At 57.9% G+C, this 15189-nt stretch carries 10 protein-coding genes and 3 pseudogenes; all 13 read right to left on the bottom strand.

Going from position 1 to position 15189, the window contains the following annotated elements:
• Positions 1–45: 45 nt before the first annotated feature.
• Positions 46–1200, bottom strand: coding sequence for a cell division protein FtsZ (gene ftsZ, locus O1V66_RS14370; protein WP_045048494.1), 1155 nt, complete (start codon positions 1198–1200; stop codon positions 46–48).
• Between the two features lie 72 nt (positions 1201–1272).
• Positions 1273–2529, bottom strand: a complete 1257-nt coding sequence (gene ftsA, locus O1V66_RS14375; RefSeq protein WP_009634688.1) for a cell division protein FtsA — start codon at positions 2527–2529, stop codon at positions 1273–1275.
• The gene (ftsQ, locus tag O1V66_RS14380; RefSeq protein ID WP_045048493.1) at positions 2526–3416 is read right to left on the bottom strand and encodes a cell division protein FtsQ; all 891 of its coding nucleotides are present in this window, start codon (positions 3414–3416) and stop codon (positions 2526–2528) included. Before ftsQ ends, ftsA begins: the two co-directional genes overlap by 4 nt.
• 1 nt (position 3417) lies before the next feature.
• The gene (locus O1V66_RS14385) at positions 3418–4368 is read right to left on the bottom strand and encodes a D-alanine--D-alanine ligase (protein ID WP_045048492.1); all 951 of its coding nucleotides are present in this window, start codon (positions 4366–4368) and stop codon (positions 3418–3420) included.
• The gene (gene murC, locus O1V66_RS14390; protein ID WP_045048491.1) at positions 4361–5836 is read right to left on the bottom strand and encodes a UDP-N-acetylmuramate--L-alanine ligase; all 1476 of its coding nucleotides are present in this window, start codon (positions 5834–5836) and stop codon (positions 4361–4363) included. Before murC ends, O1V66_RS14385 begins: the two co-directional genes overlap by 8 nt.
• Before the next feature lie 75 nt (positions 5837–5911).
• Positions 5912–6979 (bottom strand): undecaprenyldiphospho-muramoylpentapeptide beta-N-acetylglucosaminyltransferase, encoded by a 1068-nt coding sequence (gene murG / locus O1V66_RS14395; protein ID WP_045048490.1) that lies wholly within the window; start codon positions 6977–6979, stop codon positions 5912–5914.
• The gene (gene ftsW, locus O1V66_RS14400) at positions 6976–8190 is read right to left on the bottom strand and encodes a cell division protein FtsW (protein WP_045048489.1); all 1215 of its coding nucleotides are present in this window, start codon (positions 8188–8190) and stop codon (positions 6976–6978) included. Before ftsW ends, murG begins: the two co-directional genes overlap by 4 nt.
• Complete coding sequence (murD, locus tag O1V66_RS14405; RefSeq protein ID WP_045048488.1) at positions 8190–9506, bottom strand: UDP-N-acetylmuramoyl-L-alanine--D-glutamate ligase; 1317 nt, start codon at positions 9504–9506, stop codon at positions 8190–8192. The genes ftsW and murD overlap by 1 nt, the downstream gene beginning before the upstream one ends.
• A gap of 2 nt (positions 9507–9508) precedes the next feature.
• Positions 9509–10592, bottom strand: a pseudogene (gene mraY, locus O1V66_RS14410) (phospho-N-acetylmuramoyl-pentapeptide-transferase).
• Positions 10586–11947: a UDP-N-acetylmuramoyl-tripeptide--D-alanyl-D-alanine ligase gene (murF, locus tag O1V66_RS14415; protein ID WP_045048486.1), complete on the bottom strand. Its 1362-nt coding sequence runs from the start codon at positions 11945–11947 to the stop codon at positions 10586–10588. Before murF ends, mraY begins: the two are co-directional and overlap by 7 nt.
• Positions 11944–13431 (bottom strand): annotated as a pseudogene (gene murE, locus O1V66_RS14420) (UDP-N-acetylmuramoyl-L-alanyl-D-glutamate--2,6-diaminopimelate ligase). Before murE ends, murF begins: the two are co-directional and overlap by 4 nt.
• Positions 13418–14631 (bottom strand): annotated as a pseudogene (ftsI, locus tag O1V66_RS14425) (peptidoglycan glycosyltransferase FtsI). Before ftsI ends, murE begins: the two co-directional pseudogenes overlap by 14 nt.
• Positions 14552–15184, bottom strand: a complete 633-nt coding sequence (locus O1V66_RS21925) for a hypothetical protein (RefSeq protein WP_414058391.1) — start codon at positions 15182–15184, stop codon at positions 14552–14554. Before O1V66_RS21925 ends, ftsI begins: the two are co-directional and overlap by 80 nt.
• Positions 15185–15189 lie beyond the last annotated feature (5 nt).

The following is a 15189-nucleotide window of genomic DNA, read 5'->3' on the forward strand; positions in this document are numbered from 1 at the left end:
TTAGCACAAAGAGCGGAGATACCCAAATTCGGACTAATCGTCAAATCAGTCCGCCTGCTTGCGCAGGAACGCCGGGATATCCAGATAGTCTGGCTCTTTGCTGGATTGCGTGCTCGGCTCGTTGACCACTTTGGCAGCAGGCTTGGATTCCTGCGGCAGCGGCGACATGCCGTGCTGCTGGTAGCGATGGTCCATAACAGGCTGGCTGGCAGGCTTGTTGGTCACCAACGTGATTTCGGGACGCTTGTCCATGCCGATACCGGTTGCTACCACGGTAACACGCAGTTCGTCGTTCATTTCCGGGTCGAGTGAAGTACCAATCACCACGGTCGCGTTGTCGGATGCGAACGCACGGATGGTGTTACCCACGGTTTCGAACTCGTCAAGACGCAGGTCGAAGCCCGCCGTGATGTTGACCAGCACGCCGCGCGCGCCCGACAGGTCGATGTCTTCCAGCAACGGGCTGGAAATCGCCATTTCGGCCGCTTCTTCTGCACGGTCTTCACCGCACGCCACGCCGGAGCCCATCATCGCGTAGCCCATTTCGGACATCACGGTGCGCACGTCGGCGAAGTCGACGTTCATCAGACCCGGACGGGTAATCAGCTCGGCGATACCCTGCACCGCGCCTTTCAGTACGTCGTTTGCCGCACCGAACGCGTCGAGCAGAGAGATCCCGCGACCCAGCACTTTCAGCAGCTTGTCGTTCGGAATGGTGATCAGTGAGTCAACGTGCTTGGACAGCTCGGCGATACCCTGCTCCGCGAAAGCCATACGCTTCTTGCCTTCGAAATTAAAAGGCTTGGTCACGACGGCCACGGTCAGAATACCTAAATCTTTTGCGACTTCTGCGACAACAGGCGCTGCACCGGTACCGGTACCGCCACCCATACCTGCCGCGATGAACACCATGTCTGCGCCTTCGAGTGCAACTCGCAGGGCTTCACGGTCTTCTTCGGCAGAGTTGCGACCCACTTCAGGGTTCGCGCCAGCACCCAGACCTTTGGTAATACCGCTACCAATCTGGATAGTCTGGCCTACCGCCGTCTTACGCAACGCCTGGGCGTCGGTGTTAACGGCAAAGAATTCTACACCTTCGATGCGCTCACGCACCATGTGCTCGACGGCGTTACCACCACCGCCGCCGACGCCGATGACTTTAATCACCGCGTCGTTAGTCAGTTCCATAGGTTCAAACATAGTTTCTCTCCGTTTTGTGCCTGTCGCTTCGGGATCACCAATACACTCCACTATGATCCCGTTGTTGAAACATTAAAACTCTTTTCTCAGCCAACTATTGATTCTTTTGAACCAATTGCCCACTGAGGCGCGTTTTTCCACTTCTGCCTCACCGCTCAGGTGAGACTCTTTACCATAATGCAGAAGTCCTACCGCCGTTGAGTAGTAGGGTTCCTGCGCATAATCTGTCAGCCCGGTGATGTTCAACGGTTGACCAATACGCACCTGGGTATGGAATACCCTTTGCGCACAGGCTGCCAGACCATCAATTTGTGCTGCACCGCCCGTCAATACGATACCGGCGGCCAGATGGTGTTTTACGCCCTGCTGGCGTAGTTGTTCCTGCAACTGCAAAATCTCGTCGTTGACCAGATTCAGCAATTCGGTGTAGCGCGGTTCGATAACCTCGGCCAGCGTCTGACGCTGCAAACTGCGCGGCGGACGTCCACCCACGCTCGGCACTTCGACATTTTCGTCTTTGCCGACAATCGATCCCAGCGCGCAACCGTGGCGAACCTTGATGGCTTCGGCGTCGGTCGGCGGTGTGCCGAAGGCGTAGGCGATATCGCTGGTCACGACGTTACCCGCATACGGAATAACTTTAGTATGGCGCAGCGCGCCGCCAGTATAAACGGCTATATCCATAGTACCGCCGCCGATATCCACGACACAAACGCCTAGCTCACGTTCGTCTTCGGTTAATACCGCATAACTTGCAGCCAGACCCGCAAAAATCAGCTGATCGACTTTCAAACCACAGCGCTCGACCGCCTTGACGATGTTCTTCGCCATATCATTGTGGCAGGTAATCAGGTGAACCTTGGCCTGCATGCGCACGCCGGACAGTCCGACCGGATTCTTGATGCCTTCCTGATAGTCGATAGCGTATTCCTGAGGAATAACGTGCAACACGCGATGTTCGTCACGTACGCGTACCGATTTAGCGGTATGCACCACGTTCTCTACATCTTCCTGTGTTACTTCCTCTTCTGAAATAGGAACCATCCCTATTTCATTCTGGCAACTGATATGTTTACCGGACAACGCAAGGTAAACAGAGGAAATCTGGCAGTCCGCCATTAACTCGGCCTGATCAATCGCGCGCTGAACGCATTTTACGACTGATTCGAGGTCATTCACTCCGCCCTTGTCCATGCCCCGTGAAGGACAACTTCCCACACCGATAATATTGACCATGCCATCGGGCAGAACTTCCCCTACCAGTGCAGCTACCTTTGCCGTACCGATCTCCAGCCCAACTACCAGTTTTCTGTCCGTCGACTTGATCATTGTTGTTTAGCCTGTGCCTGATTCTGCTTGTTGTTTTGCTGAGTGTTGTTTTGCTGGCCGGCTTTCTGTGCATCCGTGCCGTCCTGTTCGATAAACGCCGGGGCCCAACCTACTGCCGCGCCGCTCTCGTAACGCAAATCAACATAGCTGATACGTTTGTTGTCAGCCTCCGCCTGCTGTTGCAGTCGCGGATAAAGCTCGATGAAGCGTTGCAGACGTCCGTTACGATCGTCTCTTCCCAAATCGATGCGAATGTCGTCATCCAGCGTGACCTGCCAGGAATGACGCGCCGTCATCGAGACGGACTTCACCGTAAACTTCCCGACCGAAGACGCGGCGGCAAGCTGCTGACTCAGAGTCTGATAACCTTGCAATACATCCTGTTCACTGCCTTCCGGACCGTACAGCATCGGCATTTTCTGCTTCACGACGCGCTCGGCCGGCAGGCTGAACGCCTTGCCTTCGGCGTCTACCATGTGCAGATCGTTCCAGTGCGCGACCGGAACGTATTCCACCAGATGAATCTTCAGTTCATTCGGCCACTGCTTGCGCACGCTGACCTGCTTTATCCACGGCAGACGTTCTATCTGCTGCTGAATGACGTTCACGTCCTGCGTCATAAAGGTGCCGGGCTCGCCCAGCGACAATATGGCCTGACGAATGTCGTCATTGCCGGTGTAGTGACGATCGCCTGTCACCACCAGTTCAGACAGCGGAAGACGCTTGGCGTCGTCCATCCAGCTCAGTACCGCCCAGGCACTCCAGCCAATGGTGGCCAGCACCATGAGCAGGAACAGCATGCCTGCGAGCTGGCTGCCATTACTGCGACGGCCTTGGCTTTCAGCCTTCGTCGCACGCTCTCGTGCATTTAGGGCAGCTTGAGACATATCAGTCGGCGAGCTCCAGAATACGGGCAACCAGCTGCGGGAAACTGAGTCCCGCCTGTTTGGCGGCCATCGGCACCAAACTGTGGCTGGTCATGCCGGGTGATGTATTCACTTCAAGCAAGTTGAAGCGACCTTCGCCGTCCTGCATGACATCAACGCGTCCCCAGCCGCTGCAATCCAGTGCGCGATAGGCCTGCAATGCCAGGTCGGCCAGTTGCTGTTCCTGTTCGGCATCAAGGCCGCTCGGGCAGAAATACTGTGTCTCGTCGGAGATGTATTTCGCCTGATAGTCATAGAAGATGCCGGCCGGCTGAATGCGAATCGACGGCATGACTTTATCGCCAACGATAGCCACCGTATATTCGGAACCGCTCAGCCACTGCTCGACCAGCAGGTCGTCATCATGGCGGAAAGCTTCTTCCAGCGCGGGCAGCAGCTCTTCCGGGGCATTGACCTTGCTCATGCCGACACTCGAGCCTTCACGGCTCGGCTTGACGATAAGCGGCAGACCCAGCGCATCGATACGTGCGCGCAAGGCGCCCTGCCCTGCTTCGGCCAGCTGCTTTTTATTCAGCGCCACAAAAGGTGACACCGGCAGGCCGAGCGATTGCCACACAAGCTTGGTGCGGAATTTGTCCATGGTCAGCGCCGACGCCATGACACCGCTGCCGGTGTAAGGCAGGTCGAGATGCTCGAGTACGCCCTGCAACGTGCCGTCTTCCCCGCCGCGACCGTGCAGCGCAATAAAGACCTTGTCGTAACCTTCGTCTTTCAGACGGGTCACGGGAAACGTTTTGGTATCGACCGCGTGCGCGTCGATGCCGGATTCACGCAGGCCCGCCAGCACGGCAGCGCCCGATTGCAGTGAAACCTCGCGCTCGGCGGAAGTGCCGCCAAACAGGACTGCGACTTTGTCAGCTTTGCCTGATTGTGTATTGATTGCATTAGACATAGTGCTCATCTCCCTTTTTGGCCGCCTGTAACTTTTGATCGGCCAGCTTGCGAGCCACCTTGCCAATATTTCCCGCGCCCTGCACCAGAATCAGATCATTGGCGTCGAGGATGGGAGCCAGAATGCCCGGCACCGCGTCGATATCGGACACCAGAATCGGGTCCAGCTTGCCGCGCGCGCGAATGGTGCGGCACAGCGAACGGCTGTCAGCGCCCGGAATCGGGGTTTCGCCCGCTGCATAGACATCGAGCATTACCAGCAAATCGACCTGCGACAGCACGTTGGCGAAATCTTCATACAGATCGCGCGTTCGCGTATAACGGTGCGGCTGGAAGACCATCACCAGACGCTTGTCTTCCCAACCGGCGCGCGCCGCCTTGATGGTGGCGTCGACTTCGGTCGGATGATGACCATAATCGTCAACCAGCATCACGCTGCCGCTTTTGCCGTTGACGTGTTCAAGCGGGTATTCGCCAAGGAAATCGAAACGACGTCCCGTGCCCTGAAAACCGGCCAGCGCAGTCAGAATGGCGTCATCGCTTATCCCTTCGTCGGTCGCAACGGCAATCGCGGCCGCGGCGTTCAGCGCGTTATGGCGACCCGGTGAATTCAGCATCACCTCGATAGGTGTCTTGTCCTGACGGCGCACGGTGAAGTGCCCCTGCGACCCTACCTGACGATAGTCTTCGATAAACACATCGGCATCTTCGCTAAAGCCGTAAGTCGTGACGTGGCGGCCAACGCGCGGCAACAGCTCGCGAATCACCGGATCGTCGATACACATCACTGCGCGACCATAGAAAGGCAGGTTGTGCAGGAAATTGATAAAGGTCTGCTTCAGGATCTCGAAGTCACCCTGATAGGTGTCCATGTGATCCGCTTCGATGTTGGTCACAATTGCCACCATCGGCTGCAAATGCAGGAATGACGCATCGCTTTCATCGGCTTCGGCAATCAGGAAACGGCTCGAGCCAAGACGCGCATGGGTGCCCGCGGCCTTGACCAGACCGCCGTTGACGAAGGTCGGATCCAGTCCGGCCTCGGCATAAATACTGGTGACCATCGCCGTAGTGGTGGTCTTGCCGTGCGTACCGGCGACGGCAATGCCGTGGCGAAAACGCATCAGCTCGGCCAGCATCTCGGCGCGGCGGATCACGGGAATACGGGCTTCCCTTGCGGCAATCAGCTCCGGGTTATCGGGAGAGATAGCCGTCGACACCACGACGACGCTGGCGTCCAGCACGTTTTCGGGACGATGGTTGAAGTAAATCGTCGCGCCGAGCGCAGACAGTTGCTGCGTCACCGGATTGGGTGCCAGATCTGAACCACTGATTTGATAGCCTTCATTGGCCAACACTTCGGCGATACCACCCATGCCGGCACCACCGATGCCAACAAAGTGTATGTGCCGGACGCGATGCATCTCGGGCACGAAGGTACGCAGTTTCGCCAATTGTTGTGTATTCACGTTTCTCTTAAACCTTTTCATTTAATGGACCGATGACGGCAAACCGCCCGCGGTGCTTCATTCATTTATCTACTGTCACTTGAGACTGGCTGCGACCACTTCGGCGGCAACGCGTTCCGTTGCGTCGGGAATGGCAACGGCGCGGGCATTTCTCGCCATCTCAAGCAGACTCTGGCGATCCCAGCTGGCCAGAATGTCGGCCACGGCACCGGCATTGAAATCTTTCTGTTCGATAATTCTTGCCGCACCGGCTTTTTCAAGCGGCAGTGCGTTCCAGTACTGCTGGCGATCCTTGTGCTGGAAAGGCACAAAAATAGCCGGTAAACCTGCGGCCGCGACCTCGCTGACGGTCAACGCGCCCGAACGGCAGACGACAACATCGGCCCACGCATAGGCTTCGGCCATATCATCGATAAACTCGGCCACTTTATGCTGTGTCTGTCCGGCTTCTTCATAAGCCTGATTGACTGACTCCAGCGCGCCCTTGCCGACCTGATGCCAAATCGTGACGCGGTCGCCAAGCAGTGCGGCAATCTTCGGCATCGCCTGATTCAGGACGCGCGCGCCCTGACTGCCGCCGATAACCAGAATGCGAATCTTGCCTTCACGCCCGGCAAAACGGGCATCGGGCAGCGGCAGGGCCAGCACGTCGGTGCGCACCGGGTTACCGACAACGGCCGCTTTCGGGAATGCGCCCGGAAACGCCTGCAACACGGTGGTCGCAATGCGTGACAACCCGCGGTTGGTGAGTCCGGCAATCCCGTTCTGCTCATGCAGTACCACGGGGATTCCACACGACCAGGCCGCCAGACCGCCCGGCCCCGAAACGTATCCGCCCATCCCCAGCACCACATCGGGCTGGAAGCGTCGCATGATGGCTTTCGCCTGACGCCACGCATGATATATGCGAATGGGGGCGCTGAGTTTCGCTTTCAGACCTTTCCCACGAATTCCGGCGATTTTTATGAAATCAATGTCGATTCCGTGTTTCGGAACCAGATCCGCTTCCATTCTGTCGGCCGTTCCGAGCCAGCGAACTTCCCAGCCCTGCGCCATTAAATGATGCGCCACGGCCAGTCCGGGAAACACATGACCTCCGGTACCGCCTGCCATCACCATTAAACGTCGGGTCTTGCCACTCATCGGGCACTCCTTACAAACGCCTGCGCTTTCGCCAGACGCGTTTCATAATCAATTCGCAGCAACAGCGTGATAGCCGTCGACATAATCAGCAGGCTGGAACCGCCGTAACTGATGAGCGGCAGTGTCAGACCTTTGGTCGGCAACATTCCGGCCGCTGCACCTACATTGACCAGCGCCTGGAAGCTTATCCACACGCCAATCGAACAGGCCAGAAAGCCGGAAAAACGCTGGTCCAGCTCAAGTGCGCGACGTCCGATGGACATGGCACGAAAAGCGACGAAGAATACCATTAACAGTGCTAAAACCACACCGAAATAGCCTAGCTCCTCACCGAGAATCGAGAAGATGAAGTCGGTGTGCGCCTCCGGAAGATATTCCAGCTTTTGTACTGAGTTTCCAAGACCTTGGCCCCAGAATTCTCCACGACCGAATGCCATCAGCGATTGGGTCAGCTGGTAACCGCTGCCGAACGGATCGGCCCACGGATTCCAGAACGACGTGACGCGGCGCATACGGTACGGTTCGGCCACAATCAGCAGGCAAACCGCAAACGCGCCCGAGCCGATAATCGCCAGGAACTGCCACATTTTTGCCCCCGCCAGAAACAGCATCGCCAGCGTGGTAATAAACAGTACAACCACCGTACCGAGGTCGGGCTGGGCCAGCAGCAGCACGGCCAGAATCACCATGACGCCCATCGGCTTGCAGAAGCCCCAGAAATTGCTGCGTACTTCGTCTACCTTGCGCACCAGATAACTGGCCAGATAACAGAACAGCGACAGCTTGGAGAACTCGGCGGGCTGAATACGCAGCGGGCCGAGTGAAATCCAGCGCGATGCCCCGTTGATCGAGCTTCCCACCACCAAGACCACCAGCAGCATGATGATGGAGATAAACAGCAGCACGTTGCTGTATTTCTGCCACACCATCATCGGCACGCGCAGCGTAATCAGCCCGAGAATAAACGCCAGCACCAGATATATGGCATCACGTTTGGCAAACATGAACGGATCGTTCGCCAGACGCTGGCCTATCGGCATCGACGCCGAGGTCACCATCACAAAACCGACGATCGCCAGACCAAAGGTCAGCCACAGCAAGGTGCGGTCGTAAAGCACAAGCGTCGGGCTGTCATTCTCTTTTGCGCCCATCACCCAGTCGTTGGCTTTCGAGCCAAGACGACCGAACATGGCTAATCCGGGAATACGCATCAACCCAGCTCCTTGGCAAGCGCGGTAAAGACATCGCCGCGCTGTTCGAAATTCTTGAATTGATCGAGGCTGGCACAGGCCGGAGACAGCAGCACCATGTCGCCCGAGGTGACTTTCTTCGCGATATCGCGCATGGCCTGCTCCAGCGTCTCGAACAGCGTGGACACGTCGGGACGCAGATCGGCCAGTTCGGCACCGTCGCGGCCAAAACAGTACAGGCGAATCTTGTCACCCTTCAAATAAGGCAGCAGCGGCGTGAAGTCGGCCGACTTGCCGTCACCGCCGAGCAGCAGGTGCAGCGTGCCTTCCACCTGCAAACCATTCAAGGCGGCTTCGGTACTGCCGACGTTGGTCGCTTTCGAATCGTTAATCCAGCGCACGCCGTTATGGATAAGGGCAATCTGGAAACGATGCGCCAGTCCCGTGAAGGTGGTCAGCGCTTTCAGGCTCGACGCCTGCGGAATGCCCACCGCATCGGCCAATGCCAGCGCCGCCAGCGCATTGGTATAGTTGTGACGGCCCGTCAGCGGCATTTCACGGGTATTGAAAATCTTTTCACCCCGCACCCGCAGCCAGATGTCGCCCTGCTGCTGGTTAAGATGATAATCGCCGACGTCAACGCCAAAGCTGACGCAGCGCGTATCTGCCCCGCGAACGGGCATGGTCAGCGCGTCGTCTGCGTTCACCACGCACAGCCTGGCGTTTTCATAAATCTTCAGCTTGGCGGCGCGGTACTGCTGCAAACCAAACGGATAGCGGTCCATATGGTCTTCGGTGACGTTCAAAATCGTCGCCGCTGCCGCTTTCAGGCTGTGTGTGGTTTCCAGCTGGAAGCTGGACAATTCGAGCACAAACAGCTGATAGTCCTGGCCGAGCATGCCAAGCACCGGCAGACCGATGTTGCCGCCCACGCCAACGCGCCATCCCGCCGCCCTGCCCATCTCGCCGACCAGACTGGTCACGGTGCTTTTGCCGTTGGAACCGGTGATGGCAATGATAGGCACGGTCACTTCACGACAAAACAGCTCGATATCGCCCACGATTTCAACGCCCGCCTCTGCGGCCGCAATCAGTGCTGGCGTGGCTAATGCCATGCCCGGACTGACGACAATCAGGTCGGCGTCCAGCAGCCAGCTCTCGTTGAGAGAACCCAGATGGCGCTCGATATTTTCCGACAGCTTGTCCAGTCCCGGCGGACTGACACGGGTATCGATAACACGCGGGGTTACACCGCGTGAAATAAAGAAATCAACACAGGAGAGGCCCGTAAGCCCCAACCCGATAATGACCACTTTCTTACCCTGATAGTCAGTCATGATTAACGCACCTTCAGCGTCGCCAGGCCAATCAGCACCAGCATCAGCGAAATAATCCAGAAGCGCACGATAACGCGCGGCTCCGGCCAGCCTTTCAATTCATAGTGGTGGTGAATCGGCGCCATGCGGAAAATACGCTGGCCGCGCAGTTTGAATGAACCCACCTGCAAAATGACCGACAGCGTTTCCACCACGAACACCCCACCCATAATCAGCAGCAGGAATTCCTGACGCAGCAGCACGGCGATGGTGCCGAGCGCGCCGCCGAGCGCCAGTGAACCGACGTCGCCCATAAAGACCTGCGCCGGATAGGTGTTGAACCACAAGAAGCCCAGACCCGCGCCGACAATCGCCGTACAGACGATAACCAGTTCGCCTGCGTGACGCAGATACGGAATGTGCAGGTAGTTGGCAAAATTCATGTTGCCGGTTGCCCAGGCGACCAGCGCAAAACCGGCGGCCACGAAGACGGTCGGCATAATCGCCAGGCCGTCGAGGCCGTCGGTCAGGTTAACCGCATTGCTGGTTCCCACAATCACGAAGTAGCTCAGCAGGATATAAAGCAGGCCAAGCTGCGGCATGATGTCTTTGAAGAACGGCACCACCAGTTCGGTCGCGGGCGTATCTTTGCCCACGGCGTACATGACAAACGCGACGACCAGCGCGATAACCGACTGCCAGAAATATTTCCAGCGGGCGATAAGCCCCTTGGTGTCCTTGCGCACGACCTTGCGATAGTCATCGACAAACCCCACCGCGCCGTAACCAATCAGTACAAACAGTACGCACCACACGTAAGGGTTTGATGGATAAGCCCACATCAGCACCGATACGGTGATCGAGAACAGAATCAGCACGCCACCCATCGTCGGTGTACCGCGCTTGCTGAAATGCGACTCGGGACCGTCGTGGCGAACGACCTGACCAATCTGCAACTTCTGCAGATAGGTAATCAAACGAGGCCCCATCCAGAGTGACAGGAATCAGGGCCGTCAGCAGGCTGACAATGGCGCGAAACGTCAGATACGAAAAGACGTTAAAGCCGGAATAATATTTGACCAAGTGCTCGGCCAGCCAAACTAACATGTTGCATTCTCCTGTAACGCCCGTACTACCTGCTCCATCGCGGCACTACGTGAACCTTTAATTAAAACGGTAATTACCGCGTGTTCAGATAACAAGCTGGCCAAACGGGCTGTTACAGCCGCTTTATCTTCAAGATGTTCGCCGCAGCCACTCGCCTCGCTTATCGCGCGACTGAAATGACCCACGGTCAGGACTTTATCGATGCCGGCCAGACGAATCGCCTCGCCGACCTGACGATGACAGGCTTCGCTTTCATTGCCCAGTTCGGCCATGTCGCCCAGCGCCATCACGCGGTAACCCGGCAGATCGGCCAGCACCTGCGCCGCGGCGGTCATTGAACCGACATTGGCGTTATAGCTGTCGTCGAGCAGCGTCTTGCCTTCGGCCAGTTTGATGGGATAAAGACGTCCCTTCACGGCCTGCAGTGTCGCCAGTCCGTCGCGTACCGCGTCGAGCGTTGCGCCGACAGACAGTGCCAGCGCCGTTGCCGCCAGTGCATTGGCCACATTGTGACGGCCGGGCAGAGGCAAACTGACGTCTATCTGGCCGACGGGAGCATGCAACGTGAAGGTGGTCGCAGAAGCGCCGACCTGCACATTGCGGGCATAGAAATCCACGCCTTCGGCAGCATCGGGTGAGAAGCGCCAGACGGTTTTGTTGCCGATACGCGCCTGCCAGTGCGGCCAGTCATTGTTATCGGCATTGAGAATCGCGATACCGTCGGCAGGAAGGCCTTCGAAAATTTCGCCCTTGGCCTGCGCAACGCCTGCCAGCGAACCAAAACCTTCGAGATGCGCCGCAGAAAGGTTATTCACCAGCGCAGTCTGCGGACGGGTCAAATCCGTGGTGTAGGCAATTTCGCCCTGATGATTGGCACCGAGTTCGACCACGGCGAAATCATACTCCGGCGTCAGGCGCAGCAAGGTCAGCGGCACGCCGATATCGTTGTTGAAGTTGCCGGCGGTATAAAGCACGTTGCCGCACTGGCGCAGAATCGCCGCGGTCATCTCTTTTACCGAGGTCTTGCCGGAAGAACCGGTCAGCGCAACGACACGGGCAGGCACCTGTTCACGCACCCAGGCACCGAGTTTTCCGAGTGCAATGCGTGTATCGGCAACCAGCAACTGCGGGGCATTTACCGGCAGACGCTGGCTGACAATCAGCGCCGCAGCGCCTGCGTTGATTGCGTCGGCAGCAAAGTCATGGGCATCGAAATTCTCGCCTTTCAGGGCGATAAACAGACAACCCGCCGTGATTTGACGCGTATCGGTCGTGACGGCATCTATCTGCACGTCGTCGCCAATCAGCTCGGCATTCAGAATACGGGTCAGTTGCTTCAAGGAAACCGAAATCATGCCATAACCCCCAGCAGACGCGCGGCGGTCAGGCGGTCCGAATAGTCGAAACGTTGAGTGCCAACAAGTTGATAATCTTCATGGCCTTTACCGGCCAGCAGCACGACGTCGTTTTCGCCCGCCTGCATGATGGCGCTGGTGACCGCTTCTGCGCGACCGGTAATGGCCTGCGCGCGACCTGCATCAAGCAGACCGGAGAGGATATCGTTGATGATCGCACGGGAGTCTTCGCTGCGCGGGTTGTCATCGGTAATCACGACGCGATCGGCGTACTGTTCGGCGATGCCGCCCATCAGCGGACGTTTGCCCTTGTCGCGATCGCCACCGCAGCCAAACACGCACCACAGTTGACCGGTACAGTGCAGACGCGCAGCCGCCAGCGCTTTTTCCAGCGCGTCGGGCGTGTGGGCATAATCGACCACTACCGTCGGACGATTCGGCGCGTGGAACACTTCCATACGGCCGCAGACCGGTTGCAGACTTGGCGCGGCCTTGAGCAGCGCATCCAGCGGATAATCGAGCGCAAGCAGGGTGCCGAGCGCGACCAGCAGATTACTGACGTTGAACGCGCCCATCAGACGGCTTTCAAGTGTGCCTTTGCCCCAGCTGGAGTCCAGCTCGACGGTGGCGCCCTTGTCGTGATAACTCACCTGACTGGCCGACAGCCAGTGACCTGTCCAGTTGGCAGGCAGCCTGTTTTCCATGCTGACCGCGACGGCGTCCGGCAGTTTGGCAAGCCAGCGCTGGCCGACCGCATCGTCGGCGTTGATGATTTTCCGCGCGCTCTGGTGCGAGGAAAACAGCAGCCATTTTGCTTCTTCGTACTGCTGCATATCCCCGTGATAATCCAGGTGATCGCGGCTGAGATTGGTAAAGGCCGCCGCCGCGAACCGGCAGCGCAGCCACGCGGTGCTGGACCAATCCGTGTGACGACACTTCCATCGCGGCAAAGGTTGCGCCCTGCTGCACCAAATCGCCCAGCAGCTGCTGCACCTGCACCGCAGACCCCGTGGTGTTTTCGGCAGGGACGACGTGATTGAGCAGGCCGTTGCCGACGGTGCCCATCACGGCGCTGGTTTCGCCCAGCAACTGTGCCCACTGCGCCAGAAGTTGCGTAGTCGTGGTTTTACCGTTGGTGCCGGTCACGCCGACCAGACGCAGCGCCTCACCCGGTTGCCCGTAAAAACGTCCGGCAATGGCGGAAAGCAAGACATTCAGATTTTGCAGATACACCACGGGCACGCCGTGCTGAACGCTGACAGCGCCGTGTTCGGCCTGTCCCTGCGCCTCTGCCACTACCGCACTGACACCTTGTGCGATAGCTTGAGGAATATAGTGACGGCCATCGCTTGAATGGCCTGAAATCGCGACAAACAGATCGCCCGCAGCCGCAGTACGGCTGTCGAGTGTCATGTCTTTTAACACCGCGTGGGGGCATTGCTCACCCAGGGTGCCAGGAGGTCGCGTAAATTACGATCTGTCACCTGAAGCCTCTTTATGATTATTGACCATGTCATTGCCTACGTCGGTGGGCAGGGCATCCGGCTCGACGTTCATCGTGCGCAGTACGCCGCCCATAATGGCGCCGAATACCGGTGCAGAAACCGCACCTCCGTAGTATTTACCCGCCTGGGGATCGTTGATGACCACCACCAGTGCAAATCGCGGATTACTCGCAGGCGCAACGCCCGCCGTGTAAGCAATGTATTTATTGACGTATTTGCCGTCAGGCCCGACTTTTTCGCCGTACCCGTTTTAATCGCGATGCGGTAGCCCTTGATGGCTGCCTTCACGCCGCCGCCGCCCGGCAGGGCCACGCTTTCCATCATGCGCACCACCGTGCGAACCAGAGGTTCGGGGAAGACGCGTTCACCGGAAACCGGCGGGTCGACCTTGGTAATCGACAGCGGACGGGCAATGCCCATGCTGCCAATCGTGGCATAGACTCGCGCCAGCTGGAGCGGCGTTACCATCAGCCCGTAGCCGAATGAGAAGGTGGCCCTCTCTATGTCAGACCACCGTTGTTTTTTGGGATATAAGCCACTGCTTTCCCCAACCAGTCCCAAATTGGTCGGTTTACCCAGTCCAAAGCGCGAGTAGGTTTCTACCAGCTCGGAGGACGGCATCGCCAACGCCAGCTTGGAAACGCCGACGTTACTCGATTTTTGCAGGATCCCGGTGATTGAGAGTTCGGCATAACGCGCCACGTCTTTGATTTCATGGCCGTTGATGCGATACGGGAGGGTGTTTAATACGCTGTTCTCGCGAATGACGCCCTGTTTGAGCGCGGTCATGACGACCATCGGTTTTACCGTCGAACCCGGTTCGAAAATATCGGTAATCGCGCGGTTACGCATGCTCTCTTTCGGGGTGTCGGCGAGATTGTTCGGGTTGTAGGACGGGCTGTTGGCCATCGCCAGCACTTCGCCGGTCTGCACATCGACCAGCACGGCGGTCCCTGATTCTGCCTTGTTGAAGGCGACGGCGTTGTTCAGTTCACGGTAAACCAGCGCCTGCAAACGTTCATCGATGCTCAGCACCAGATTGTGGGCGGCCTGGCTGTCCAGAGAAGAGATATCTTCAATCACGCGGCCACGGCGGTCTTTACGTACCGTGTCGCTCGCCCGGCTGACCGGTGAGCCAGCGATCGAAGCTTTTTTCAACGCCTTCAATCCCTTCGCCATCGATATTGGTCACGCCAATCACATGGGCGGTCACCTGCCCTGCCGGATAGTAACGACGCGATTCCTGCCGCAGGAAGATGCCGGGCAGTTTCAGCTTGCGAATGTAATCGCCAATGGCGGGATTGACCTGACGTGCAAGATAGACGAAACGGCCTTTCGGATTGGTATTGACGCGGGAGGTCAGCTGATCAAGCGGGATGTTGAGCGCATCGGCCAGCGCCTTCCAGCGGCTGTCGACCGTGATCCCGCCATGCTCGTTCACCTCTTTGGGATCGGCCCAGATAGCGTTGACCGGCACACTGACCGCGAGCGGTCGACCGGCGCGGTCGCTAATCATGCCGCGCGAGGTCGGAATGGTCTGCACGCGAAGGGAGCGGAGATCGCCCTCTTTCACCAGTTTGTCGGGATTGATGACCTGCAGATAGGCGACACGCAGCATCAGGCCGAGCAGCGCCAGAAGAATACCTCCGCACAGCAACGCAAAACGCCAGCTTATAAAGCTGGCTTTATCTTCCTGACGCCTGAACTTCGCGGCACTGGTCGCTTTCTTCATCTGTC

The organism is Rouxiella chamberiensis (assembly GCF_026967475.1).
GTDB classification, from domain to species: domain Bacteria; phylum Pseudomonadota; class Gammaproteobacteria; order Enterobacterales; family Enterobacteriaceae; genus Rouxiella; species Rouxiella chamberiensis.

What these genes read in the sequence shown, in the direction of transcription:
- murF (WP_045048486.1), bottom strand. Translation starts at nt 11,947, where the DNA reads ATGATTTCGGTTTCCTTGAAGCAACTGACCCGTATTCTGAATGCCGAG.
- ftsW (WP_045048489.1), bottom strand. Translation starts at nt 8,190, where the DNA reads ATGCGTATTCCCGGATTAGCCATGTTCGGTCGTCTTGGCTCGAAAGCC.
- ftsZ (WP_045048494.1), bottom strand. Translation starts at nt 1,200, where the DNA reads ATGTTTGAACCTATGGAACTGACTAACGACGCGGTGATTAAAGTCATC.
- murG (WP_045048490.1), bottom strand. Translation starts at nt 6,979, where the DNA reads ATGAGTGGCAAGACCCGACGTTTAATGGTGATGGCAGGCGGTACCGGA.
- ftsA (WP_009634688.1), bottom strand. Translation starts at nt 2,529, where the DNA reads ATGATCAAGTCGACGGACAGAAAACTGGTAGTTGGGCTGGAGATCGGT.
- O1V66_RS14385 (WP_045048492.1), bottom strand. Translation starts at nt 4,368, where the DNA reads ATGTCTAATGCAATCAATACACAATCAGGCAAAGCTGACAAAGTCGCA.
- murD (WP_045048488.1), bottom strand. Translation starts at nt 9,506, where the DNA reads ATGACTGACTATCAGGGTAAGAAAGTGGTCATTATCGGGTTGGGGCTT.
- O1V66_RS21925 (WP_414058391.1), bottom strand. Translation starts at nt 15,184, where the DNA reads ATGAAGAAAGCGACCAGTGCCGCGAAGTTCAGGCGTCAGGAAGATAAA.
- ftsQ (WP_045048493.1), bottom strand. Translation starts at nt 3,416, where the DNA reads ATGTCTCAAGCTGCCCTAAATGCACGAGAGCGTGCGACGAAGGCTGAA.